The organism is Ruminococcus sp., from assembly GCF_019423705.1.
Classification (GTDB): domain Bacteria; phylum Bacillota; class Clostridia; order Oscillospirales; family Ruminococcaceae; genus Hominimerdicola.
The window spans coordinates 161,348-186,576 of sequence record NZ_JAHZAX010000002.1; the positions used below are offsets into that span (position 1 = coordinate 161,348).

Here is a 25,229-nt window from a genome sequence, read left to right on the forward strand (position 1 = left end):
ACAGCCGAAAAATGTTTCCGCTGTCGTATTCTCATTGCTGAACAAAACAGGCGGCAGATCACCCCTCAATATATTGAGAGCAACCTCCGCCGCCCGTATATCAGTTCAGATTTTTACCCATTACTTAACTTCAACAGTCTTGAAGTACCAGTTGATACCGCCTGTGATAGTTGCGTCGTCAAGAGTTTTGCCCTCTTCGCCAACTGTGCTGCCGTCGTTTGTTTCGATAACGCCGTCAAATACGTTGAATGAGCCGTCCTCCATCTTCTTTCTTGCTTCATCAACAGCTGTCTGCATTTCCTCTGTGCAGATATCCATATTAAGTGGTGAGATATCTACGAGACCGTCAGCCATACCGCCGTAATAGTTCTCGCACTTCCACTCACCATCAAGTATCTGCTTTACCTGGTAAGTATAGTAGGCTGACCAGTTCCAAACAGTTGATGTAAGTGTAGCCTTTGGTGCGTCCTTAGACATATCTGTGTTGTAGCCAATGCCCCACTTGCCAGCGCTTTCAGCTTCGAGCTGTGGGTTCGGTGTATCACAATGCTGAGCGATAACGTCGCAGCCCTCAGAAAGAAGAGCCTTAGCAGCGTTTGTCTCTTCTGTTGGAGAATACCAGCTGTTTGTTACCTTAACATAAACCTTAGCGTCTGGGTTTACAGAATAAACGCCCATTGCGAAAGCGTCGATACCGCCTGTGCACTCTGAGTTCTCGCTGCCCATTGCGGAAACGTAACCGATAAGGTTAGACTCAGTCTTCATACCTGCAACGATACCTGAAAGATATCTAGCCTGATAGATTCTACCGAAGTAGTTGTTCAGGTTCTTGCCGTTGTTCTTGTAACCTGTGCCGTGGCAGAAATAAACATTTGGGAACTCCTCAGCGAGGGACTCCATCTTGTCCATATAACCCCAGCTTGTGCCGAAGATGATGTTGCAGCCGTCCTCGATACACTCACGGATAGCTGTCTCAGTAGCAGCAGGGTCGCTGTCAGAAACGTTGTTCTTTCTTACAATCTGATCGTCGCTGAGACCAAGCTCCTTCTGCATACCAACGATACCCTGATCGTGTGCATAAGTGTAACCAGAGCCGTCAGCAGGGTTGCCGATGTGGATAACACCGATCTTGACATTCTCAGCTGTAAGCTCCGTTGTTGCAGAGTCAGAAGCCTTCTTTGAAGCTTCGTCCTTTGCTGATGTACAAGCTGTGAGAGCTGTTACAGCAAGAACTGCGGAAAGAACGAGTGCAAGAATACGTCTTTTCTTCATTTCTTATCTTCCTCCATTTTCAATATAGCCGCCGATACACGGCATTTGTAAAAAATAAACCGCCGTTTTTACATAGTTACCACTGAAACATTTCAGTTGAAAACGTTTCAGTATCAATACAGTAAATACGCAAAAATGACTAACGAAATAATTATACAACAATTTTCACTATTATGCAATTGAAACAAAGCGTTGGTATATTAATATTCCGTTAAACTTATGTTACTTATTTTGTATTCGTGCAATTATCTGCATGAATATGGGGACTGCTGTTATTTTCTTGAAGCAGCGGCATATTCTGTATCTTCCAGAATATCTATATCGCCGTTAAGAAGTCTGTCACGCTTATCTCCCAAAGCTTTGTTGATGATACCGAGGATATAGCCAACAAGAACAGCGGCGACGATTGTGCCTGCACCAACGCTTCCAAGTCCGTGGATAGAGATAAGACAAGTGACAGTTGATACGATCACCATTGTGCAGTCAAAAGCCATTTTGACCTTTGAGAACACGATGCCTGTGACCTGTGAAACTGCCTGCATTGCGCCCTCGCCGGCCAATGGGATAAGGTCAGCAGGCAGATAAAGGAATATGCCGATAGCAATAAGCACAGTACTTATAAGCATCATAAGCACTCTTACGATTATATTGTCAGTTGTCGGCAGGAACGACGCAAGATAATTGCAGAATGTCGTGAAATAGCCGAATATCACTCCAACAACGACCTGCAAAAGGCTTATAGCCTTGAAATTCTTTCTCAAAAGCAACATCTGTATTATCACCAATGTGCAATGGAAAATTATTGTTGCCTTGCCCATTTCAATGCCCCATACGCAGGTCAATGTATATGGTATCGAACTTACAGGTGATACGCCAAGGTTCGATTTTACCGATATTGCAATTCCAATAGTCATAATAAAAAGCCCTATGAAATACATAGGAACTCTGATCTTTAAGTTCTTCATTCTACTGATCCACCCTTTTTCTTCATATTCTCGTATACTCTCTGCAAAAGTTGAACAAGCTGCTCTTTCTCGCCCTCATCAAAGCCCTCAAGCGCCCTTGCTTCAATGCTCACAAACTCACGGTCAATGCGCTGGACGTATTCTTCGCCTTTAGGCGTGAGAAAAACGTGGAGCGATCGCCTATTGCCGTTAAGCGTTTTGCGCTCGATATAGCCTTTGTTTTCCATTCCATTCAGAATAACAGTCAGCGAGGCAGGCTCGATATGACAGCCGCTTGCGATATCCTTTTGCGCCGAACCATTGTGCGTGCTGAGATAATCAAGTATCTTAGGCTGTCCAAGCGTCAAGCCTGTATCCTTCACGCTGCTGAGAAGAGATTTCTGAAACAGAAAATGGTCTGCCATAAGCAGAAAATGTAATGACTCCGTCAAAACTCCAACTCCTTATATTAGTATTCTAATTATTTGAATACTAATATTATAGCGCCAAACCGCACATATTGTCAAGTTATAAAACAAAAAGCCGACATAGATATCATGCCGACTTTGTTGATTTTTTTCGTCTATTTTTTTTACGCCACGCTATTATATTGTTTCTGATCGTCATAATCATACCGACAAAAACTGTACCTATTGAAAGGAATATTGGCAGTTTGAACATAAATTCATTTGTCATTTCCGTGTCAAGTCCATAGCGCATATACATAAGTATCCCCAACAGCACGATATACACTCCGATCAGCATTGAAAGATACGATATGATATAAAAAAGAGGTCCTCTTTTCACCTTAAAACTCCCCCTATATTTTTTCTTTATCATAGCATATTAAATTAATTTCGTCAAGATATAAAGTAAAATTATCAGTCTTTGATGTAATCATTAATCTGCTTTATACTTTCTCATTAACAATATTCCTGTGATATCCGCCAATATCCAGCCTATTGGGATAGATATCCATATGCCGAAAACGCCGATAGCTTCAAAGCTTGAAAGCATATATGCCAGCAGAACTCTTGTGCCAAGGGAGATGATCGTCAGCACAAGGGACATTTCAGGCTTGTTTATGCCCCTGTAATAGCCATATAGCAGGAACAATATGCCAATACCAGCATAGAATGAACCCTCTGTCACAAGATAGCGCACGCCCGTGTTTATGATTGCGTGCTCGTTTGAGCTTACAAATATTCTCATAAGGTTATTTGAGAATATCACAACGATGATCGAGACCGCAATGCAGAACAGAGAGGATATCTTGAAAGATTTTTTCACACAATTTTTTATTCTGTCAGACTTCTTTGCGCCATAGTTTTGCGATATGAACATAGAGAATGCGTTGCCGAACTCCTGCGCCGGCATATACGCCACGGTGTCGATCTTGACGGCGACTGTGAACGCCGCCATAACCGTTGTGCCGAAGCTGTTCACAAGGCCTTGTATCATAAGTATGCCGAAATTCATCACCGATTGCTGTGTGCAGGCGGCAAATGAAAATCTTGCCACCTCGCCAACGACGCCTTTTTCGATCTTTATTCTCGAAAGCCTTAAAACAGGCTCTTTTATCAGCGAATATATCGCCAGCCCTATTCCCGAAATGCCCTGCGCAATGACCGTGGCATAAGCTGCGCCCTTTACGCCGAGATCAAGATACGCCACAAATATGATATCCAGCAAGATATTCACCACCGAGGCCGCTCCTAAAAATATCAGCGGCGTAACGGAATTACCAAGACCTCTCAGCATAAAGGAGTAGAAATTGTACAGGAAAATAAATACTATTCCTGCAAGTATTATGCTGACATATTCCTCAGTCATTGCAGTTATCTTCTGCGGCGTTTTCAGAAGCCGCAATATCGTGGGTTCTGCCGCTAGTGTTACTATCTCTATCACCGCAGTCACGACAGCAATTTCAATAAACGAAATATTAATGCTTCTGCGCAAATGGGCTTCATTTTTCTCGCCAAAGCAGAACGAGACCAGCGAGCCGCTGCCCATACACAAGCCTATGATTATGGAATACAAAAAAGTTGTCAGCGTATAAGTGCTGCCCACCGCCGCAAGGGCGTTTTCGCCAAGACACCTTCCTACAATGAGCGTGTCCGCAATATTATATACCTGCTGGAGCAGGTTGCCAAGTATCATCGGCGCCGCAAATGCAAACAGCGCCCTGCTTATATTACCTGTTGTCAGATCTTTTTTCAATGCTATTCTTCTTTACTTATTGATTACGGCCGCCGAAGTAGCAACGCACTTTACATTATAACACAACTGAAAATAAAATCAAGACTGATCTCTGAAATCAAGGTAAGTTTCAAAACGTTTCACCGCCAGCGAGGTCGTTTTATTATCCCTAACCGCAAAAACGCTTTTTGCGCAGGGCATTCCTCACGACACCAAAAGCAGTCTGCCACAATTAGGCAAATATGCCAAGCAGATTTTTTCTTTGGGCTACCCCTCAATATGTATGCAGGCGCTTTACACATTTTACATCAGCGCACTTAATATGATACTGGCAGGCTTCGGCGATGAAGCCGTAACGGTTTTAGGGCTTTATTGCAAGTTGCAGGCGTTTTTCTTTATACCATTCCTCGGTCTGCAAGCCTGCATTGTGCCTGTAATAAGCTACAATTTCGGCATAAAAGACTTATCACGCTGCCGCAAGGTGTTTTCCGCTTCGGTGCTTGTATCGGTGATAATGGAGTTTGTGGCAATGGCGGTCTTTTTCAAGCCATAAGCTCAACGTTTTCTTTTTTAGTTGAAAGGGTCTCACTGTCGGCAAAACCAAGTGCTGTGCCATTTACTGCGATACTCCACACAAGCCCCGTGCTTGGCAATATCACGATACAGCACAACAATATCGGTATTATTATCATAAGAATGTTAGATATTGCAAGACGTTTTCTGATATTGAGCTTATCAACGCTTGCTTTTTTTATAATCTTCACATTCATTTATCTCACCTGCCGATCTTATTATATCGCACAATTGCAATAAATGTTTAAACAGGATATAAAATCTCAGCGCTTATGTGTAATTCTTTCGTAAAAATGCAAAACAAAAAGGCAGCCAAAACGACCGCCCTTTGCTTGTGTAAAAATTTTGGAGAGGATGAAACGAGCTAAGAGTTTTAAATCTTAGTGTTTACATTCTTTTTTTTCTTTCTCTGTTCTACATTCTATATTATAGCCGTTAGGGGCTGTAACTTCAAGAACAGACAAGTTACATTTCACTACAATATTGTTACAAATTATTTCATTTTGTAACTTTAAATATACTTTAAAAATATATTCATTAATCGTGGTTTACGCCATACTGTGCACGATATTCCAGCATTTTGTCAAGATATTCCTTGCCCTCAACAACGCCGTCCTGGATAGCCTTGATGATATCGTTGATGTTCACGATAGAGTAAACCTTTACGCCGAAGTCCTCATAAGCCTGTTCAACAGCTGAAAGCTCAGTATCGAGAGCCTTTTCCATTCTGTCAACTGTAATGACCATTCCCGTTACGTCAACGTCAGCAGCACTCTTGAGCTTTGGCATTGACTCTCTGAGAGCCTTGCCGGAAGTCATAACATCGTCAATGATGATGACCTTTTCATTATCAGTCAGCTTTTTGCCGACAAACATTCCGCCCTCGCCGTGATCCTTGGCTTCCTTTCTGTCAAAGCAGTATGAAACGTTGATACCATACTTTGTTGCAAGTGCGATTACAGCAGATACAGCAAGTGGGATACCCTTATATGCAGGACCGAAAAGCGTCTCAACAGGTATCTTGTTGTCAGCGATACAATCAGCATAGAAGCCGCCCAGCTTTGCAAGCTGTTCACCAGTTTTATAGTTTCCGCAGTTGATGAAATAAGGCGCTTTTCTGCCGCTCTTGAGTGTGAAATCACCAAAAGTCAGCACGCCGCTGTCAACCATAAATTTTATAAATTCTTCCTTGTAGGTCATATTGAACTTCCTTTCAAATCAATTTACTTTATTATATCACAACTAACGGTCATTTGCAAGAAAAAAATTACTTGCGGATACCAGCTACCATTCGATAGTCGAAACGTCAACAGGGTGTTCATTGAGCTGAACGTTATCCACCTTGCTGTTTTTGACTGTGATAACTCTGTCAGCCATTGGAGCTATAGCGGAATTGTGGGTGATGACAATAACTGTCACGCCGTCTCTGCGGCAGGTATCCTGCAAAAGCTTCAGTATAGTTTTACCCGTATTATAATCAAGCGCACCGGTAGGCTCATCGCAAAGCAGCAGCTTTGGATTTTTCGCAAGAGCACGAGCGATTGACACACGCTGCTGCTCGCCGCCCGAAAGCTGTGACGGGAAATTATTCATTCTATCCTCAAGACCAACGTTTTTGAGCACAGTTTCAGAATCAAAAGCATTAGGGCATATCTGCGCTGCAAGCTCAACATTTTCCTTTGCAGTCAGATTGTTCACCAAGTTATAGAATTGGAACACAAAGCCAATATCATAACGGCGATAGGACGTAAGCTGCTTTCTGTTAAAGCCTGCAATGTCCTTCCCGTCAACGATAATGCTTCCCTCGTCGCAAACGTCCATTCCGCCAAGCATATTGAGTATAGTTGTCTTGCCCGCACCGCTTGCGCCGACGATAACAGCGAACTCACCTTTTTCTATCTCAAAAGAAACGCCATTTGCAGCATTTATCGTGACCTCGCCCATTTGGTATCTTTTATACACGTTATCAAATTTAACAAAGCTCATAAAAAGCCTCCGTTCGTACATAAATCATAATACAAGTATACTATATCGGCTGGAAATTTGCAAGAGATTTTAAAAATTAAAAGAAGCCCCTATTCTGATAAACAAAATAAGAGCTTCTGATTTAAGGGGATAAACTTATTAAATATCAGGTCAGAACTTTTTGTCCTTGACCTTGCCGCTAACCCAGCGTTCAGTATAAAGATACTTCTGAGCCAACTGTTTTATATTCTTACCATTATACTCCTCAACGACTTTCTTTTCCACATACTCCTTAGAATAGAGCCTTTTTGGAAGAGAGAGCTGTTGACCATTATATCTGTCGTAAATTTTAAGTGCGTTTTCATAGCCGATCAAATCGATCAAGTCCTGATATATTGTATTATAGCAGCTTTCTTCATCGGCCATTACTTCCTGCCCCTTTTCAAAATATTCTATCATTGTTATTATATGATAAATCGTTGGAAAAATCAAACGAAATTTTCCTTTTAAAATTCCAGCGATCATTGCGAAGTTACACCGATAACCACATTTTTCGGCGCAATTTCGCACCCTCCTTTCTAAAAAAAGTGTCTTGCAAAAATCAGCTAATTTTTATCATATTTTTATTATAACACATCTTTTTTCACTATTGTTAAGCTGAGAGCTTAATTTCGAAAAAAAATTTTCAGATCGTGCAAAATTTGCGAAATAGCCAAAAACCAAACTTAACAAAATCAAATATTGATATATTTACGCTATTGACAAATGTGAGGTATGTGTTATACTATTATTAAGTGTAAATAGCTTTAAAGCTTGATTTGCGCATATGGGAAGTAAAATTTGGCGCACAAGGGTGCGAAAGGGCGGAATAAAAATGGTAGATACAGTTCGTCGTGAATGTATAATGTCAATGTATGAGATTTATCCTCTCAGCAGAAAGTTAGTATTTGACACTTTTGACAAGAAAAAGTATGATATAACTAGAACTCAGCAGATAATAATGCTGTCGCTCAGCGTCAGCGGCACGCTTACGATGTCACAGCTTGCAAGCAAGATCAACACATCGAATGAGCAGGCCACAAGGGCTGTTGCGCAGCTTGTTGACAAGGGTTTTGTTGTGAGAATGCAAAATCCGACCAACAGACGTGTTATCAACATCAAGCTTACTGATGAAGCTATGAACTTTATGGAAAAGACAAAGGTTGAGATACTTGACGATCTGCTCAGCAAGTTCTCTTCTGTATCTGACAGCGAAATGAAGCAGATGAAGGACGCTCTTGAGCTTATCAATGGAATTCTCAAGAAGGTACTGAAATAAGGTGTTGTGATGAAAAAGCAGAATAAGTCGGCAGCAAGGTGTGAAAGCTGCGTAAATTATGTTTTTGACGAGGATTATGAATGTTACTCCTGTCTTGTAAATCTTGACGAGGACGAGGTTTACAGATTTCTCAATGACGCCAACTATGCCTGCCCATATTACAGGCTTGATGATGAATATGCGGTAGTCCGCAAGCAGAATTAGTGATACTTTCGCACTTTTTTCAAAAAAAGTGTCAAAAAGGCCTTGACAACCGCATTTGTTTATGATATAATATACAAGTCACTTGGATATGACACATAGCGATAAATAATTAATATTATAAACCTGGAGAAGTCGCCTAGCCCGGTTTATGGCGCACGACTGGAACTCGTGTATGGGTTAATAGCTCATCGAGGGTTCGAATCCCTCCTTCTCCGCCAAAAAGTCTTGTAAACACGTTGTTTGCGAGACTTTTTCTTTTGAATAAATATGTCACACATATGTCATACACGAAAAAGTCCCCACCAGCTAACAAGCAAATCTTGTCAGCCGATGGGGTCATTTTTACTATATCAGAATCCACGTTCTTTGAGATTTATCACCAGATCAACATAAAATTCACGAACATCAAAACCCTTGATATTCTCTCTGAATAGGTCGATAACATCACCGTGAGAAATGCCACGCTTGCCGTCGTGCCGGATAAGATCAGCGTTTGCGCCATACATACCCGATTCGACCGTCACAAGTCCGTCATTGCCCGAACCGTGTGGCTTGTTGAGCAGATAGCCGAAATTGAGCGGAAAACCCGCCGCCTTTATGCTGTTCATTTTTGACATAACCGCGTGATAATAAACGTGAGGGCTGTCAAGAACTTCCCTGTTCATCTTCTCGCAACTTGCAAAAGTCAGCTCGTGTACGCCGTTGTAAAAGCTTGGCTGCTTATCGCCCAGCGCCGTAAACATCTTATTATACTTGCAGTCAACGAACTTTACAACGCTCTCAGGTATCTTGTCAAGCAGCCCATCAACAAATTTGCAGCCGTAATGCGGCGTGTTTATCGTGGTCAGCGAAGCAACATATTTGTCCATTCCAAGCATTGAAATTGCATAGCGTGAATCAAGTCCGCCCTTTGAATGAGCGATGATATTCACCTTTTCAGCACCAGTCTCAGCAAGCACCTGTTTTATCTTCTCCACCACCTCACCGGCGCTGACGGAAACTTTCTCCGCCGACTGCTGCCCACCATAGAAGATCACAGCACCGTTTTTCATCAGCTCTTTAGGTATCCTGCCCCAGTAGTTAAAAATCTGCCAATCTCTGAAAAATATCCCGTGAACCATAAGTATGGGATATTTTGTCTTGCAGATCTCGCTTTCTTTTCTCGTCTCATCAAGGTCAAGCTTTGCCTGCTCAAAGCGATATTCGCTTCGTGCCGCCTTGTAAAACTTTCTGAAAACAAAGCAATTGACGATCGGTATGTACCAAAGTAACACCAGCGCAACGTACCAAAGCACCTTTACCTGTCTTGCCGACGCCGCAATGCGCACAATACCGCTTATGCACACAAGCAGCAGGATAAGATAAGCGCACAGACAGTTTATCACTATCCGCCAAACATTCAATCCGCTGAAGCACAGCGCTATTATAATTGCGATCTGCACGACCTGCTGGAAAATACCGCAGCCGATAACATATGCGCCCGAGTCAAGCCGACGCATTTTGCCCTGCGACTTCTTGCTTCCGTGCGAAACGGCCACAAAACCTATCATATAAATGCTGCACAACACGATAACAAGCAACTTTGCCCAACTAGGCAAAGCCGACAACTTCAAAAGCGCAACGCTATTCGCCAAAACCAATATAGGCAGCGATTGCAATAACCCCTTAAATTTTCTCATTTTTGCACCCCATATTATTTTACAGATTATTTTTCAGCTTGACGTGTCTGATATCCTCGCCCATAAACAATATCGGCGAGAAACAGCCCGTCAGACGTGAGATTATACGCTCGTTGTATCTTGAATTGTACTCGTTCTTCGTCAGATTGGTGGAGATTATCGTCGGTCTGCCGAGGTTTATACGCTCATTGATTATCTCATAAAGCACCGAATCGGTGAAGCTTGTCTGAAATTCTGAACCAAGATCATCAAGGATAACAAGGTCAGCGTTCTCGATCACGCTCATCGTGTCGCCCTGCGCCCTGCCGAAATGCTCGTCCTCTATTTGTCTGAAAAGCTTTAGTATCGAACCAAACACAACGCTGTAACCCTTATTTATCAGCTCATTTGCGATACAAGAGGACAAAAACGTCTTGCCAAGCCCAGTTCTGCCCAAGAAAAACAGCGATGGTGAACTCTCGTGGAACTTGTCCGCATATTCACGGCAATTTGAATAGACCGTCCGCATACGCTCTCGTGGTGACATTCCCCTGTCAGAAAATTCGGGATAAAACTCAATGCGGAACTCCGAAAAATCGTGGAGCTGGATATGGCAATTCTGATTGAGCTCCTCGGTCGTGTATTGTTTAAGCAGCTTTGTTAGACATTCGCAGCGTTCGCCGTCGTGATAGCCCCTATCCTTGCAAACGGGACAATGATATTTGTATTCAAGATAGTCCTCGGGATATCCGCAAGCCACCAGCAGCTCACGGATAGTGCGCTGTGTGGTGAGATTCTTATCCCTTATCTGAGCAAGAATCTTGTGCACCTCGCCCTTTTGCTTGCCAAGGATCTTTATAAGCTCAAAATTCGTGCTCTTGAGAGAATTTGTCAGTGTTACGATCTCGGGAAGGTGCTTTGATACCTCGTCAAAACGGCGGTTATGCTCCGCCTCTGCGTTTTCTCTGCGCTGCGCAAGCTCCTGCTGAGCTCGCTCTGTTGCGGTCTGTGTATATTTCATCTTCTCTCCCCCTTAAAGCTTGCCCGATTTGCTCAGATCATAATTCATCGCAAACTCTTCATAATCGTCAAGGTTATAAGACGTCTGCTTGTCAGTCTGCTGTCTGACCTGCTTCTTGCCCTTGTGCCTTGTGTCCTCGTCAGCCACCTGCTGAGGCGATGTAATGCTCTTGCCAGACCAATTGTTCAGTATGGTGTCGATATATTTGAAGCTCAACTTGTTGGTGTTATTAACGCACCTTTCGTATGCGATCTCCAACATTTCGAGTGAAAATCCCATTGAGCGCCACTTTGAGATATATTCAAGCTGCTGCTTTGAAGGCTTTGTTTCCACGCCGAAAGCTTTGAGCACCTTGCTTTCAAAGCTCTTGATATCCGTCAGTCTGATTATCTCCGCCTCGATCTGCGCATATGTGCAAATATCCAGCTCATACCAGCGCTTCATCACCGTGACGATATACGACACTCTGCGTTTTTCCATTGAAACGCAATATTCCGCCGCCAGCAAAATCGACGCAACGTCAAAATGATAATACTCATAAAGCGCCAAAAGCTCGCCCTGCTCCGTGCCGTTTATCGTGTACTGCAAAACAGTCTGTATCTCGTTGAAAAGGTGTTTGAGGTCGCTATCCTTGTTTACCTTTTCCAGTATCTCGGAATTCTTGTATCTTATGCAAAGCTTGTGTGATACCGCCGCCTTTGTAGGATTGACAGCTTCAACCGCCGAAACAGGCGGCTTCTCTGCCTTAACAGGCGCATCAACATTAACCGCGGGCTGAACATTTTCCGCCGACAGCGGCTGTGCAACAGAGTCAACAGACTTTTGCGCAGATATAACGCCAAGGTTCTGCCAATGGGTGATAGCGTCAATAACAGTTTCCTCGCCAAGACCCGATTTTTTAGCAAGCTCCGCCGTATCTATCTCACGGCTTGAGCTGCAAAGTATGCACAGCAGAACTTTTATAAAAGTCCCGTCACTAATTTTTATGTAATCATCGACCACCTTAGAAGGCACGCTGAAATTAGCCCCCCAGAGGTCGCAGTCAAATTTATATACCATTATCATTCTCCGCTCAACATTTTTGAAGCAATACTCCATATTAGATTATAACACATTTATCATCTTATTGCAACAAAAATCGGAGCGGATTTATCCGCCCCGACGTTTCAGCATTCTTCGTCTTTCTTGATCTTAAAAATGAGTCTCATTATTCCCGAAATGACCTTTGGACTTTTTACAACTACAACTTTCATAAGTATTACCTCCATAATCGTTATAGTTCATATTATTCAAAAATCAAAAATCGGTTACTAAATATGACTGCACCGCCAGCAAATATCCACTTTCAAAGGATATTTCGGCGTATTTTTCATCGTCCTGACTATCGTCACCCAGCACAACATTTGATATTCCAAGGGGAAAATCATTTGTCAGCAGGCAGTTTTCAACGTTGTATTTTGCACCAGTTATGGTTAGATTTTCGACCTTGTCAGTATAAGCCACCAGCGAAAATGAAAATCCCTCACGCTTATATATCCTGTATGTACCGTGGCGATAAAGCCGCAAAAGCTCTTTGTCAGCGATAATTTCAGCCTCGCCGCCGTGAGAAAGGATATATCCCAATGACTGGATATTGCCCAGCAGATGATCTATCCTGCCGCCTGTTGCGCCGAATATCTTAAAATTTGAGCAGCCCGACTCAAAGCCCTGCTTTATGGCAAGCATAAGGTCTGTGTCATCCTTTTCAGAGGGGAAAACCTCGATATTATCGAAAACAGGACGTTGAGCAGAGTCAAAATCTCCCATAATGATATCGGACTTTACCCCCACCGCCTGCGCAAGCTTATAGCCCTTGTCGGCGGATATCACAAGCGAATCGTCAATAAACCCCTTATGCTCTGCGACACATTCTGCCGAAACAGCTTCTCCGCCCGAGAAGATCGTACAATTCTTAGTCATTTTTATATTCCCACTCCTTGAGCTGCTTTGCTTGCTCGTACATTTCAGCATAGCTGTCGTGACGTGACTTTGCAATATCGCCACGCTTTACCGCCTCGATCACCGCACAACCTTTTTCCTTCGTGTGGCTGCAATCGGGAAATCTGCACTTGTCAGAGTATTCAGCAAATTCCGTAAAGCAATCAGCAAGTTTATCCTTGAAAATTATGTCATATCTGTTGGTATCGAATGAAGAAAAACCCGGTGTGTCGGCAATATATCCACCGCCCTCAAGCTTATAAAGCTCAACGTGGCGTGTGGTGTGCTTGCCTCTGCCAAGCTTTTTGCTTATCTCGTTCGTCGCAAGACCAAGCTCAGGGAACATATTATTGAGCAGTGATGATTTGCCCACTCCTGTATTTCCCGTGAAAGCCGAAAGCTTGCCCTCAAGATATGCCTTTACCTCTGCGCTGCCCTCGCCTGTGGTATTATCCACCTGAAATGTCTTGATACCAGCATTTACATAAATATCCGCAAGTTCTTTGCAGCTGCTCTTGTCGATCTTTGTAAAAACAACGACAGGCTCGATCTTCTTGAAAACTGCGATTGCGATAAACTTATCAAGCAGCAAAAGATTGGGCTTCGGCTCGCAGGTCGAGGACACGAACACCAGCATATCGAGATTTGCCAGTGGCGGTCTTATAAGCAGCGATCTGCGCTCGCCTATCTTTTCGATAACGCCGCAGCCGTCAGCTTCAAGTGAAAATTCAACTCTGTCGCCGCAGACGGGAGAAACGTTTTGTTTTCTGAATACGCCCCTAGCCTTACATTCATAAATGCCTTCGGAGGCTTCTACTGTGTAGACGCCTCCGATAGCTTTAACGATTATTCCGTTCATAGACTACTGATCCTGCTCGTCTGACTGCTGAGGCTCCGTTGTTGGAGCTTCAGTAGTAGTTGTTGTAGGTGCTTCAGTTGTCGTAGTTGTGGTTGTTGTAGTTGTAGTTGTCGGAGTGATGTTGATAAGTTCGCTCTCGTTGACACTACCGCTGAGCGTTGCTGTCTTTTTGTCATAGTCGATATCGTAAACAGCGTAGCGGCACTTCTGCTGACTCTCATCATTTGTGATGAAGATAGTCAGAGTTTCTGTCTTTTTGCCTTCAACTGTGATGTTTACAGAACCACCTGCAACAGACTCGCCGTCGCCGATTTTCTGTGTATAAGCAACGTTACCGTTTCTGTAAATGTCGATAGAATATGCGCCGTGGATACCGCTTGGCATTGGTAGAGCAAATGTCAGCTCAACAGGTGAAGTCTCACCGGTCGATACATAGATAATAACTGTTGAGTCACGATCAACATATGTGCCTTCGTCAGTATCCTGCTCGATTACCTTGCCCTTATCGCCTTCGTGTTCGATCTCCTTGACCTCAGCCTTGAGCTTGTTTTCCTTGAGAAGTGCAACAGCCTTCTCTTCTGTCAGTCCAACAACGCGTGGGACCTTAACTCTTGTTTCAACAGGACCCTTACTTACAAATATAGTAACGGAAGCGCCTTCAGGATACTTCTCGCCTGCTTTTGGCTCGGTCTTAACAACAAGACCTTCAGCGACTTCATCGTCCCAAGTCTCTCGGAACAATACTGTAAAGCCTGCCGCCTTCAATTCACTTTCAGCGACCTTGCTTTCCTTCTTGACCATATCCGGGATAACAGCCATCTTTCTGCCCTTACTTACTGTAAGCGTAACTGTGAAGCCTTCCTTAACGGACTTGCCTGCTGCCTGTCCCTGGAAGAAGATGATGCCTTCATCGTATTCGTTGTTATACTCTTCTGTGATATCGAACTTGAGCTTGTCCTTATAGTCCTGCTCGACCTGTACGATATTCTTGCCGACAAAGTTCGGAAGCGTTACTGTTCCTGTGTGGAGACCGTTCTGTCCCTTGAATGAGTTGAACACAACTGCCACGATAACGAACGCTGCAATAATTACGACTGCGACTGTTACAGCAAGCAGTATCGGAACGACGTAAGAACGCTTTTTCTCGTCCTCTTCGTCATCATCGTCCTCGATATCCTCGTCCTTCTCGTCATAGTCCTCTTCATCATAATCATCTGAATTGTTATCATCGTAATAACTATTGTCGTCCTGAATAGGAACTGCAACAGCGCTGTTCTTATAACCGAACACAACAGACTGATTGAGCTTGAATGTGTCGATATCCTTTATCATCTCAGCAGCGGACTGATAACGTCTTGCAGGGTCTCTTTCCATTGCGTGCATAACGATCTCTTCAAGAGCCTCTGGGATAGACGGCATGATCTCTCTTGGCGGGATAGGCTCTTCCTGCATATGCTTGAGAGCTATCGCAACAGGGTTCTCGCCGTCAAATGGCTTTCTGCCTGTGAGCATTTCGTAAAGCATAACGCCGACAGAGTAGATATCCGATCTCTCGTCAGTCATATCGCCTCTTGCCTGCTCAGGTGAGATATAATGAACTGAACCGATAGTCTTGTCGGAAAGCGTCTTTCCATCGATCCTTGAAAATCTTGCGATACCGAAGTCCATTACCTTAATAGTTCCGTCGGTAAAAAGCATAATGTTCTGCGGCTTAATATCTCTGTGAACGATACCCTTGTCGTGTGCGTGCTGGAGAGCACGGAGTATCTGTGTTACAAAGTGAAGTGCGTCCTTCCATCTGAGCACGCCCTGCTGTTCAATGAACTCTTTGAGGGTAATGCCGTCGATGTACTCCATTACGATAAACTGGATCTCGTCAGAAAATCCTACGTCGTATATCTTTACGATATTTGGGTGTGAAAGCACGGCGATAGCCTTGCTCTCGTTTCTGAAACGTCTGAGGAACTCTTCGTTCTCAGAGAATTCCGGTTTAAGTATCTTGACTGCTACGGTACGATTTTCCATAACGTCGTTAGCCTTATAAACGTCAGCCATTCCTCCGACGCCGATTAGCTCGGTTATCTCATATCTGCCGTCAAGCTTCTTGCCGATATTAGAATCCATATAATTCAACTCCTACATTATTTGAATAATTTCCACAATTTTATTTATCAATTAGCAACAACCGCAGCGGTGATATTGTCCTTTCCACCGCATTCGTTTGCATAATTTATCAGATCGTTGATCGCACCTTCGAGATTTTTTCCATAAACAGTTTCATATATCTGTTCATCGGTGCAGTAATTTGTCAGACCGTCTGAGCAAAGCAGCAGAGCGAAATTTCCGCTCTCCTCAAGCTCAAAATAGTCCACCTCAACATCAGACTCAACGCCCACCGCCTTGGTGATAACGTTTCGCATATGATGATTTTTAGCTTCTTCCCTGGTTATTTGACCCGAGCGGAAGAGCATTTCCACATAAGTATGGTCTGTGGTGATCTGCTTTATTCCCTCGTCTGTGAGCAGATATCCTCTGCTGTCGCCTACGCTGACAAGATATATCATCTTATCAACAACAAGTGCCGCAACGCAGGTCGTGCCCATTCCGTTTTTGTCGATATCCTCTCTGCTCTTGTCATACACAACGGTGTTTGCATAATGCACCGAGGTGAGCATCAGATTTCGTATAGAATTAGGCTTCATATCAGGTCTGAAATTCTCCTTGATACGGCTCACAACTGCGTCAATGGCAAGCTGGCTCGCAACACCTCCCGAAGAAGCGCCGCCCATTCCGTCGCACACCACCGCAACAGCAGTATTCTCAGCCAAAAACTCGGTATAAACTCTGTCCTGATTTTCGCTGCGCTTTTTTCCAATGTTCGTATCAGACGCTATAAACAAGCATTTCACCACCTTTTATCAAATCATATTTCATATTCCCGTCTAAGCTGACCGCATGCTGCGTCGATATCCGCACCAAGCGTTCTGCGAACAGTCGCATTGATACCAAGCTCTTCAAGATAGCCCTTGAACCGATTGGCGGACTTTCTGTCGGAGTGATAATTGCGCTCCTTGATCTTATTGACGGGTATTATATTAACGTGACAGACAAAGTTTTTCAGAAGCGAGGCAAGCTCTTTAGCGTCCTCCCTCGAATCGTTATGTCCGTCGATCAACGCATATTCAAAAGAAATTCGTCTGCCCGTTACCTTAAAATAGTATCGGCAGGCCGTAAGCAGTTCGTTGATATCATACTTATTATTGATAGGCATGATCTCACTTCTGCTTTTGTTATTAGAAGCGTGCAGAGATATTGAAAGGGTTATTCCAAGCTTTAGCTCTGCAAGCTCATAAATTCTAGGCACAACGCCGCAGGTGGACACCGAGACGTGTCTCAGCGACATATTGAATCCCTGCGGACAGGACAGCAGATTGAGAAAATTCACAACATTGTCGTAATTGTCCATAGGTTCGCCTATCCCCATAAGCACAACGCCAGATATCTTGCGGCCGCTGTCACGCTCGGAAGTGTATATCTGTCCGAGTATCTCAGAGGACGTAAGATTACGCTTGAAACCTGCAATGGTCGAAGCACAGAACCTACACCCCATTTTACAGCCCACTTGCGTTGACACACAAATGGTATTGCCGTAATTGTATTCCATTATAACAGACTCGACGTGATTGCCATCGGGAAGCTCATATAGATATTTTACAGTATTATCGGTATGAGATTCAAGCTTTTTTGACACAAATAGTGATTTTAAACAAAATTTTTCATTTAGCAGATTCCGTAATTGTACAGATAGATTAGTCATTTCATCGAAAGTCGCAACACGCTTGACGTGCAGCCATTCAAATATCTGTTTTGCACGGAACTTCTTTTCACCAAGCTTCAGTATCTCAGCTTCAAGCTCATCGGGCATAAGTCCTAAAATATCAATTTTTCCATTATCGTCAAACGATACCAAATTATCACCTCTGCCTGATAAACTTCGCTATAAAGAAACCGTCTGAATTGTATTTTGCAGGTGTTATGGACATTCTGCAAAGTTCGCTGTCGCCGCCAAAAGCCTCGCCAAGTGGCGCAGGCGCAAAGTCGGGATTTTCTTTCAAAAATCTGTCCGCAACTTCGTCATTCTCAGCCCTTGAAAGCGTGCAAGTCGAATACACCAGCGTTCCGCCCACCTTTACATATCCAGCCGACGTATTAAGGATATCGAACTGGATTTCGGGCAGCCGCTCAAAATCTTTGGGAGCTTTGAACTTGATCTCGGGCTTGCGCCTTATAACGCCAAGCCCCGAACAAGGTGCGTCACAAAGAACTTTGTCCGCCATTGGCATTGCCTCAGAGAACACCTTTGCATTGTTGACCCCAGCTTTCACGCAGTCAAGTCCCAGCCTTTTTGCTCCGCTTTCGATAAGCCTTGCCCTGTTGACGTGAAGATCGAAAGCGTGGACTTCGCCCTTATTGTGCATTCTCTCAGCGATCGTGAAAGTTTTGCCACCCGGAGCTGCGCAAAGATCAAGAACTACATCGCCCTCTTGTGTGTCAAGCGCCGCACAACAAAGCTGACTTGACAAATCCTGAACGTGAAGTCTGCCCTCTTTGTAAGCTTTCGTGTGCTCGATAGCCCCGGCGCCGCAAATTCTTATGCAGTCGGGCAAGATCGCAAGCCGTTCAAAGGTCACGCCGTCCTGCACAAGCATATCAAGCGTGCTTTCAAGAGAATGAAAGACCGTGTTGACCCTTGCGGTAACAGGTGCTTGTCCGATAGAGCTTTCAAGCATATCGAGACAGACCTCTTTGCCGTATTCTTTCTGCCATTTTTCCGTCAGCCAAACCGGTGCGGAATATTTTATAGACAGCTCTTCAAGAACATTTCTGCCCTCAGGGAGCTTTTTGTCATTTCGTATAAATTCCCTCAGCATTGCGTTTATAAAACCGCTTGCCGCTGGATTTCTATTTTTCTTCGCCAGCTTCACCGACTCGTCCACCGCCGCATTGTCGGGAACGGAGTCCATATACAAAAGCTGGTAAAGACCCATTCTGAGGATAACTTTAACCTCAGTACCAATTTTATTCTTAGGGTTGCGTGAGTATTCCCGTATTATCTCATCAATGGTTATCTGCCTTTCAAGAACGCCGTAAAACAGCGCCGAAGCAAACTTTTTATCCTGCGCAGAAAGATCGCTGCGCTCAAGCCCCTCGTCAAGAAGTATATTAGAATATGATCCGCTGTTTTCAAGCCTTGTGAGAAGTCTTAAAACAGTTTTTCTGGCATTTCCCATTATATCCTCCGAATTATCCCAGCACTATGCCGTTTTCAATGTGTCTGCCTCTCAAAAAGTCGGCAGTATCCATTCTCTTTGAGCCTTCGGCCTGCACCTGTGTAAATCTGATAACACCGTCTAAGCAGGCAACTGAAAAGTCGCTGCTGTCAACAACAGTACCGACAGGCTTGCCGCAAGGCTTTGTTGAAGCGATCTCCGACTTGTAAACTTTAAGTCTCTTGCCCTCAAGAACAGTCGTTGCACAAGGCCAGTCAGAAAGGCCGCATATCTGCTTGTGGACTTTTCTCACAGGGTCGTTAAAGTTGATCTGACACATATCCTTTGTGAGCATTGGCGCATATGTTGCAAGGCTCTCGTCCTGCTTAACAGGCGTAACTTCGCCCTTTTCAAGCTTTTCAAGTGTCTCTGTCAACACCTCTGCGCCCATTTCTGAGAGCCTGTCAAAAAGCTCTGCCGCCGTTTCGTTCTCACCGATAGGAGTTGCTCTTTCAACAAGAATATCGCCCGTGTCCATACCCTCAGCCATAAGCATTGTGGTTATTCCCGTCTCAGCCTCATCATTGAGCACAGCCCATTGGATAGGTCCAGCGCCACGATATTTCGGGAGTAGCGAGCCGTGAACATTCACACAGCCATACTTTGGAATATCAAGCACAGACTTTGGAAGCATTTTTCCATAAGCCGCAACAACGATACAATCAGGAGCTAAGTCCTTTATTATCTGAACGTACTCTTCGCCGTCTTTTTTAAGGCTCTGGGGCTGATAAACAGGCGTGCCGTGCTCCTGCGCCAAAACCTTTACAGGCGGCGGAGTGAGCTTATAACCTCTGCCCTTCGGCTTATCGGGCTGAGTGAAAACAGCCTGCACATTATAGCCGCAGTCATAAAGTCTTTTTAGAGTAGGAACGGCAAAATCGGGCGTTCCCATATATATAATATTCATTACTCGTCCTCGACCTCTACAAATTCCTCAACGATCTCTGTGAATAGATGACCCTCAAGGTGCGCAAGCTCGTGACAAACGCATTGTGCGAAAAGTTCTGACGTTTCCATTTCATACCACTTGCCGTGTCTATCCTGCGCTTTGAACTTAACTCTCATAGGTCTTGTTACATAGCCCCACTCGCCCGGACAAGAGAGACAGCCCTCAAGAACTCTTTGAGTTTCCTCGCTCTGCCAAGTTATCTCAGGGTTTATGAGCTCGTACACCTTGTCGTCGATGATGATGACAACAACTCTTCTGAGCTTTGCCACCTGTGGACCTGCAAGGCCAACGCCGTTTGCCTTGACAAGGGTCTCAGTCATATCGTCAAGAAGCTGACCAAGCTTGTCGTCAAACTCAGTAACAGGCTTGCAGACCTTGTGAAGTATCTCATCACTTTTATTAAGTATTTTTCTTAATGCCATTTGTTAAACTATCCTTTCTCACAGCCCGATATCGCCGTTTATATCTGCATAAATGCGGACTGACTGATAATCTCTGTTTTTATAGAACTCGCCCAGAACATACTTTATCATTTCACGAAAATCCGCAGTATTGCGTGTTTTCAAGATAAGTCTGTATCTGTAACGATTATTTATCATTTCAAATGTGCAGGGTGCAGGACCCAAGGCACGCAGCGGAAAATTCACCTTATTTTGTGAAACATACCGCCCGATACGCTCCGTCACCCAGCGTGAAGCGCCTATTGCTTTGCTTTCAAGGGGCGCTGAAAAGCCTATAACGCATATATCGCAGAAAGGCGGATAGGTCAGCGACTTTCGCAAAGCGATCTCCTCATTAAAGAACTCGTCATAATTCTGCTCCGCCGCAAGGTTCAGCACATAATGATCGGGCACGAATGTCTGAATATATGCCGCACCGGGCTTATCGCCTCTGCCGCTTCGTCCTGCCACTTGTGTAAGCAGCGAGAACGTGCGCTCATAGCTTCTGAAATCGCCTGTAAACAGCGCCTTGTCAAGGGATATCACGCCCACAAGAGTAACATTCGGAAAGTTCAGACCCTTTGCGATCATCTGTGTTCCCAACATAATGTCATACTCGCCGTTTTCAAATGCCTTAAAATTCTCTTCATAGGAATATCTCGAAGAGGTAGTGTCAGCGTCCATTCTGAGCAGCCTTGCTTCTGGAAAAAGCCTTGCGATCTCGTCCTCAACACGCTGAGTTCCCACGCCGCTTGATTTAAGCTTCTGCGAACCGCAATGTGGGCACTTCTCGATATTATCCATTGTATAACCGCAATAGTGACACATATACCGATCGTTCTTTTTGTGATAGGTCAGCGGTATATTGCAGTTAGGACAAGCCACAGGCTGACGGCACTCAACGCAGGAAATATACGTTGTATAGCCACGTCGATTGAGCAAAAGTATAGCCTGTTCGCCTTTTTTCAGCGTTTCACCAAGCTTATCGCTGAGCGTTCTGCTGAGTAGGCTGTCATTGCCCTCGGCGGCTTCCTGCTGCATATCGACTATCTCGACTGCTGGCAAAGGAACGTCTGAAAACCTTTTTTTAAGCTCAAACAAATGAAATCTGCCCTTTTGAGCGTAATAAAAGCTTTCCAGCGAAGGTGTTGCCGACGCCATCAGCAGCACACAGTTATTGTGTCCGCACCGCTGTATGGCCACGTCTCTTGCGTGATAGCGTGGGGTGGAATCTGATTTATAAGAGGGTTCGCCCTCTTCGTCCATTATGATTATGCCCACGTTTGATATGGGCGAAAATATAGCGCTTCTTGTGCCGATAACTATCCTCGCTTCACCGTTTTTGATACGCTTGAACTCGTCCGTCCTCTGTCCTAAGGACAAAGAGGAGTGCATAACTGCTATCTTATCGCCGAAAAGCGACTTGAACTTGCCAAGCATTTGCGGCGTCAGCGATATCTCCGGCACCAGCATAACAGCGGTCTTGCCCATTTTCAACACGCTGTCGATAAGCTTGATAAAAACGGAAGTCTTTCCGCTTCCTGTCACGCCGTAAAGCAATGCACCCGACGGCTTTTCAGCCTTGACAAGCTCCATTATCCCACCATAAGCCTTTGTCTGCTCTTCGTTCAAATGGATATCGTCGGGGCTCTGCCTGTCGCCAAGTTTGCCGATAGCGTCACGGAGGACTTCATATTTATACTGCTTTATAACGCCCTTGTCCTCCAGCCTTTTGAGTATGCTGGAAGTGCAGTTCGTCATATAGCATACTTCCTTGACAGAAGCACAGCCGCTCTCTTCAAGGAGCTTCACAACAAGGGTCTGCTTCGGCGTTAGGCTGACCTGCAAAGACCCCGAAAGATAATTCTCGGCAAGTCTCACCATACTGACGCTCTCATCGCCGACTTTGCGTTTAAGCTGATCGCTTATTTCCACAAAGCCTTTATCAACAAGGCTGTCAAGTATATTCTTTTTCTTAGGGTCGCCCTTTACGTCAAGAAAGCTGTCTATCTCACGCTGATTTTTTGCACAACGGAGAAAATCAATAATATTTTTTTCATCATCGCTAAGCTCGTCCTCGTCGATAAACGTATTGACTAGGCTGTAATGCTCAGAGAAATTATAGGAAAACCCTGTTGGCACAACCGATTTGAATGCGTCAAAATATGTGCAGAAAGTATTTTCTTTCAGCCAAAAGATTATCTTCATCATCTCGTCAGTAACAAGGCTTTCGCTGTCAATGACCGATATAACAGGCTTTAGCTTCTCGTTATATTCGGCCTCAGTATAAGTCCTTGCCACAAAGCCAACGGCTTTTTTATTGCCCTTTCCGAATGGAACGAGCACCCGCATTCCGATCGTCAGATTGGCTGCAAGCTCTTCGGGAACGCTGTAACTATACAGCGCATCAAAGCTATATGAGGCACGGCTGATAGCAACCTTTGCAACTGTAAAAACGCCTCGCAACCGTACCACACCTCCTTGAGAATGTTATGCTTCTTAGCTTCTGAGACTTGGATCTTCGATAAGCTTGTATTCGCCGTTGTAAAGCTCGTCAACAGCAGTCTTTACAGGCTTCTCATCAAGCACGATCTTGTTATCGAAAGCGTTGCTTGTGATCTCTCTTGCTCTCTTCGCAACTGCGATAACGAGTGAATAATAGCTCTCATTGTTCTTCAAAATCTGGCAAACAGCCGGTCTAAGCATCATGGTTAAGCACCTCATCAATTAATTTCTTAGTATCTTCATTTTCTGCTTTAAATTTATCCGCAGCGCCGTCCTCGGCCTTTACGGAATTCATAACTGTAACAAAATCATCAACGGCTTCTTCAAGTCCGTCATTCATTATAACATAGTCATAATCCACCGCTTTTGCGATCTCACCTGCGGCTTCGCTAACACGGTTCTGAATAACTTCCTCAGTCTCCGTTCCACGCTTTTTAAGTCGTCTCTCTATCTCCTTTACAGAAGGCGGCAGAATGAACATTAGCACAGCCTCCGGAAAAGCCTTTTTTACCTGGAATGCGCCGTTAGTCTCGATCTCCAGCACAACGTCTCTGCCCTGCTCGAGGTTATCGAAAACAGGCTTCTTAGGCGTTCCGTAAAAATGCTTCACATAGCCTGCGTGCTCGAGAAATTCATTCTGGTCTATCATCTTCTTGAAGCCGTCATCGGTGATAAAATGATAATGCACACCGTCAACTTCGCCCTCTCTGGGGCTTCTTGTGGTGCAGGAAACAGAATAAAAAACATCTCTGTTCTTGAACACTTCACCGAGGATAGTTCCCTTTCCGCAGCCCGAGGGAGCGGATATAACAAATAGCTTTGCGTTATTCTTATACAATTTCGTCGTCCTCCTCATCATCAGCAGCTCTGCCGCCCACAGTTTCGGGGGCAACAGCCGAAAGCACAACGTGGTCGCTGTCCATAATGAGCACAGCCCTTGTTCTTCTGCCGTATGTGGCGTCAATGAGCGTGCCCTTATCCTTAGCTTCCTGTATAATGCGCTTTATCGGTGCAGACTCGGGAGAAACTATTGCGATGACTCTTGAAGAGGACACCATATTTCCAAAGCCGATATTAATTAGCTGCATAATTTATCACACCGCCGTTATTCGATATTCTGTATCTGCTCTCTGATCTTTTCGATCTCTGCTTTAAGATCAACCACCATTTTAGTGATAGTAAGATCGTTGGCCTTTGAGCCGATAGTATTGACCTCACGGTTAAGCTCCTGCACGAGGAAGTCAAGCTTTCTTCCCACAGGCTCTTCCGAATTGATAAGCTCTCTGAACTGAGAAATGTGGCTTCTGAGCCTTACGGTCTCTTCGTCGATAGCCACCTTGTCCGCAAAAATTGCGACCTCAGTAAGTATCCTCTGCTCGTCGATATCCTTATCGCCAAGAGTTTCCTTTATCTTCGCATAAAGTCTTTCTCTGTAACTCTCCGTAACGTTTGGCGACTGCGCTTCTATCTTGCCCACAGTTTCCTCGATATAATCGAGTCTGCCGCTGATATCATCGTACATCTTAATGCCTTCGGTGCTTCTCATCTCAACAAATCTGTCAAGCGCCACCTGTGCAACAGCCTTTACTTCGTTCCAAATAACTTCCTCATCGTCAGTCTTTTTAACGACTGTGAACACGTCAGGCAGTCTCATAATATTGGAAAGTGTAAGATCATCGTCAAGGTCAAGCTCGTCCGCAGCACCTCTCAGAGCGTCAAGATAGCCCTTTGCAACAGCCTTGTTGAGTTCGATCTCAGCGTCAGTACCCTCTTGGTTATAGATAGTGACCGCAGCCTCTACCTTGCCTCTTGAGATACCGCTCTTGAGAAAGCTCTTGAGCTTTTCATCAAGATAGCCGTAAGCTCTCGGCGTCCTCGAAGTGAACTCATAATATCTATGATTTACAGAACGTATCTCAACGATAATTTCTCTGCCGTTGGCGACGATATGCTCTCTTCCAAATCCGGTCATACTTTTTATCATAGCATACCAGCCCTTTCATATAATAATTTTA

At 44.4% G+C, this 25,229-nt stretch carries 29 protein-coding genes and 1 tRNA gene; 4 read left to right on the forward strand and 26 right to left on the reverse strand.

What is annotated here, in order from left to right; translation table 11 throughout:
* Positions 1–120: 120 nt before the first annotated feature.
* The 5 genes from QZ371_RS02365 to QZ371_RS02385 all read right to left on the reverse strand — a co-directional run bounded on the left by QZ371_RS02365 (position 121) and on the right by QZ371_RS02385 (position 4,436).
* On the reverse strand, positions 121–1,272 hold the full coding sequence (locus tag QZ371_RS02365) for a BMP family ABC transporter substrate-binding protein (protein ID WP_295208621.1): 1,152 nt from the start codon (positions 1,270–1,272) through the stop codon (positions 121–123).
* Positions 1,273–1,544: 272 nt separating this feature from the next.
* On the reverse strand, positions 1,545–2,237 hold the full coding sequence (locus QZ371_RS02370) for a DUF6198 family protein (RefSeq protein ID WP_295208623.1): 693 nt from the start codon (positions 2,235–2,237) through the stop codon (positions 1,545–1,547).
* Positions 2,234–2,668 (reverse strand): MarR family transcriptional regulator, encoded by a 435-nt coding sequence (locus QZ371_RS02375; protein ID WP_295208625.1) that lies wholly within the window; start codon positions 2,666–2,668, stop codon positions 2,234–2,236. The genes QZ371_RS02370 and QZ371_RS02375 overlap by 4 nt, the downstream gene beginning before the upstream one ends.
* A gap of 103 nt (positions 2,669–2,771) precedes the next feature.
* A complete protein-coding gene (locus tag QZ371_RS02380; protein ID WP_295208627.1) occupies positions 2,772–3,023 on the reverse strand; it encodes a hypothetical protein in 252 nt (83 codons plus the stop codon).
* A gap of 93 nt (positions 3,024–3,116) precedes the next feature.
* Positions 3,117–4,436: an MATE family efflux transporter gene (locus QZ371_RS02385; RefSeq protein ID WP_295208631.1), complete on the reverse strand. Its 1,320-nt coding sequence runs from the start codon at positions 4,434–4,436 to the stop codon at positions 3,117–3,119.
* A 241-nt stretch (positions 4,437–4,677) separates the two neighbouring features.
* Here QZ371_RS02385 and QZ371_RS02390 point away from each other — a divergent pair, with 241 nt between their 5' ends.
* Positions 4,678–4,968, forward strand: a complete 291-nt coding sequence (locus QZ371_RS02390; RefSeq protein ID WP_295208636.1) for an MATE family efflux transporter — start codon at positions 4,678–4,680, stop codon at positions 4,966–4,968.
* Here the strand turns inward: QZ371_RS02390 and QZ371_RS02395 are convergent.
* From QZ371_RS02395 to QZ371_RS02410, 4 genes are all read right to left on the reverse strand, one after another.
* Positions 4,958–5,185, reverse strand: coding sequence for a hypothetical protein (locus QZ371_RS02395; protein ID WP_295208639.1), 228 nt, complete (start codon positions 5,183–5,185; stop codon positions 4,958–4,960). The two genes, QZ371_RS02390 and QZ371_RS02395, sit on opposite strands and share 11 nt — an antisense overlap.
* Before the next feature lie 340 nt (positions 5,186–5,525).
* Positions 5,526–6,188, reverse strand: coding sequence for an orotate phosphoribosyltransferase (gene pyrE, locus QZ371_RS02400; RefSeq protein ID WP_295208645.1), 663 nt, complete (start codon positions 6,186–6,188; stop codon positions 5,526–5,528).
* Positions 6,189–6,272: 84 nt separating this feature from the next.
* Entirely contained in the window at positions 6,273–6,974 is a 702-nt protein-coding gene (locus tag QZ371_RS02405; RefSeq protein WP_295208649.1) for an ABC transporter ATP-binding protein, read from the reverse strand.
* Between the two features lie 150 nt (positions 6,975–7,124).
* A complete protein-coding gene (locus QZ371_RS02410) occupies positions 7,125–7,379 on the reverse strand; it encodes a Mor transcription activator family protein (protein ID WP_295208654.1) in 255 nt (84 codons plus the stop codon).
* A 448-nt stretch (positions 7,380–7,827) separates the two neighbouring features.
* On the opposite strand from QZ371_RS02410, the gene QZ371_RS02415 reads away from it, so the two are divergent.
* The 3 genes from QZ371_RS02415 (at position 7,828) to QZ371_RS02425 (ending at position 8,693) form a co-directional block, all read left to right on the forward strand.
* On the forward strand, positions 7,828–8,271 hold the full coding sequence (locus QZ371_RS02415; protein WP_295208661.1) for a MarR family transcriptional regulator: 444 nt from the start codon (positions 7,828–7,830) through the stop codon (positions 8,269–8,271).
* 9 nt (positions 8,272–8,280) lie between these two features.
* A complete protein-coding gene (locus tag QZ371_RS02420; protein WP_295208668.1) occupies positions 8,281–8,475 on the forward strand; it encodes a DUF6472 family protein in 195 nt (64 codons plus the stop codon).
* 125 nt (positions 8,476–8,600) lie between these two features.
* A tRNA-Ser gene (locus QZ371_RS02425) sits at positions 8,601–8,693 on the forward strand.
* 132 nt (positions 8,694–8,825) lie between these two features.
* Here QZ371_RS02425 and QZ371_RS02430 read toward each other — a convergent pair.
* The 17 genes from QZ371_RS02430 to QZ371_RS02505 all read right to left on the reverse strand — a co-directional run bounded on the left by QZ371_RS02430 (position 8,826) and on the right by QZ371_RS02505 (position 25,198).
* Positions 8,826–10,154: a triacylglycerol lipase gene (locus QZ371_RS02430; RefSeq protein ID WP_295208671.1), complete on the reverse strand. Its 1,329-nt coding sequence runs from the start codon at positions 10,152–10,154 to the stop codon at positions 8,826–8,828.
* A 19-nt stretch (positions 10,155–10,173) separates the two neighbouring features.
* On the reverse strand, positions 10,174–11,154 hold the full coding sequence (locus tag QZ371_RS02435; RefSeq protein WP_295208676.1) for an ATP-binding protein: 981 nt from the start codon (positions 11,152–11,154) through the stop codon (positions 10,174–10,176).
* A 12-nt stretch (positions 11,155–11,166) separates the two neighbouring features.
* The gene (locus QZ371_RS02440; RefSeq protein WP_295208688.1) at positions 11,167–12,213 is read right to left on the reverse strand and encodes a DnaD domain protein; all 1,047 of its coding nucleotides are present in this window, start codon (positions 12,211–12,213) and stop codon (positions 11,167–11,169) included.
* A 107-nt stretch (positions 12,214–12,320) separates the two neighbouring features.
* Positions 12,321–12,422: a stage V sporulation protein SpoVM gene (gene spoVM / locus QZ371_RS11555; RefSeq protein ID WP_366558686.1), complete on the reverse strand. Its 102-nt coding sequence runs from the start codon at positions 12,420–12,422 to the stop codon at positions 12,321–12,323.
* A gap of 28 nt (positions 12,423–12,450) precedes the next feature.
* On the reverse strand, positions 12,451–13,113 hold the full coding sequence (locus QZ371_RS02445; RefSeq protein WP_295208695.1) for a thiamine diphosphokinase: 663 nt from the start codon (positions 13,111–13,113) through the stop codon (positions 12,451–12,453).
* The gene (rsgA, locus tag QZ371_RS02450) at positions 13,106–13,990 is read right to left on the reverse strand and encodes a ribosome small subunit-dependent GTPase A (RefSeq protein ID WP_295208703.1); all 885 of its coding nucleotides are present in this window, start codon (positions 13,988–13,990) and stop codon (positions 13,106–13,108) included. The genes QZ371_RS02445 and rsgA overlap by 8 nt, the downstream gene beginning before the upstream one ends.
* A gap of 3 nt (positions 13,991–13,993) precedes the next feature.
* Positions 13,994–16,114 carry a Stk1 family PASTA domain-containing Ser/Thr kinase gene (gene pknB, locus QZ371_RS02455; protein ID WP_295208715.1) on the reverse strand — a complete coding sequence of 707 codons (2,121 nt, stop codon included), beginning with the start codon at positions 16,112–16,114 and terminating at the stop codon, positions 13,994–13,996.
* Positions 16,115–16,161: 47 nt separating this feature from the next.
* Complete coding sequence (locus QZ371_RS02460) at positions 16,162–16,890, reverse strand: Stp1/IreP family PP2C-type Ser/Thr phosphatase (protein WP_295208721.1); 729 nt, start codon at positions 16,888–16,890, stop codon at positions 16,162–16,164.
* Positions 16,891–16,913: 23 nt separating this feature from the next.
* Positions 16,914–17,960: a 23S rRNA (adenine(2503)-C(2))-methyltransferase RlmN gene (gene rlmN / locus QZ371_RS02465; RefSeq protein WP_295208731.1), complete on the reverse strand. Its 1,047-nt coding sequence runs from the start codon at positions 17,958–17,960 to the stop codon at positions 16,914–16,916.
* Between the two features lie 4 nt (positions 17,961–17,964).
* A complete protein-coding gene (gene rsmB / locus QZ371_RS02470; protein ID WP_295208736.1) occupies positions 17,965–19,281 on the reverse strand; it encodes a 16S rRNA (cytosine(967)-C(5))-methyltransferase RsmB in 1,317 nt (438 codons plus the stop codon).
* A 13-nt stretch (positions 19,282–19,294) separates the two neighbouring features.
* Positions 19,295–20,227, reverse strand: a complete 933-nt coding sequence (gene fmt, locus QZ371_RS02475) for a methionyl-tRNA formyltransferase (RefSeq protein ID WP_295208741.1) — start codon at positions 20,225–20,227, stop codon at positions 19,295–19,297.
* Entirely contained in the window at positions 20,227–20,691 is a 465-nt protein-coding gene (def, locus tag QZ371_RS02480) for a peptide deformylase (protein WP_295208747.1), read from the reverse strand. Before def ends, fmt begins: the two co-directional genes overlap by 1 nt.
* An 18-nt stretch (positions 20,692–20,709) precedes the next feature.
* On the reverse strand, positions 20,710–23,184 hold the full coding sequence (gene priA, locus QZ371_RS02485; protein WP_295208750.1) for a primosomal protein N': 2,475 nt from the start codon (positions 23,182–23,184) through the stop codon (positions 20,710–20,712).
* A 24-nt stretch (positions 23,185–23,208) separates the two neighbouring features.
* Entirely contained in the window at positions 23,209–23,418 is a 210-nt protein-coding gene (rpoZ, locus tag QZ371_RS02490; RefSeq protein WP_295208753.1) for a DNA-directed RNA polymerase subunit omega, read from the reverse strand.
* The gene (gene gmk, locus QZ371_RS02495; RefSeq protein ID WP_295208761.1) at positions 23,408–24,052 is read right to left on the reverse strand and encodes a guanylate kinase; all 645 of its coding nucleotides are present in this window, start codon (positions 24,050–24,052) and stop codon (positions 23,408–23,410) included. Before gmk ends, rpoZ begins: the two co-directional genes overlap by 11 nt.
* On the reverse strand, positions 24,045–24,302 hold the full coding sequence (gene remA, locus QZ371_RS02500; protein WP_295208765.1) for an extracellular matrix/biofilm regulator RemA: 258 nt from the start codon (positions 24,300–24,302) through the stop codon (positions 24,045–24,047). The genes gmk and remA overlap by 8 nt, the downstream gene beginning before the upstream one ends.
* Positions 24,303–24,319: 17 nt before the next feature.
* On the reverse strand, positions 24,320–25,198 hold the full coding sequence (locus QZ371_RS02505; RefSeq protein ID WP_295208786.1) for a YicC/YloC family endoribonuclease: 879 nt from the start codon (positions 25,196–25,198) through the stop codon (positions 24,320–24,322).
* Between the last annotated feature and the right edge of the window lie 31 nt (positions 25,199–25,229).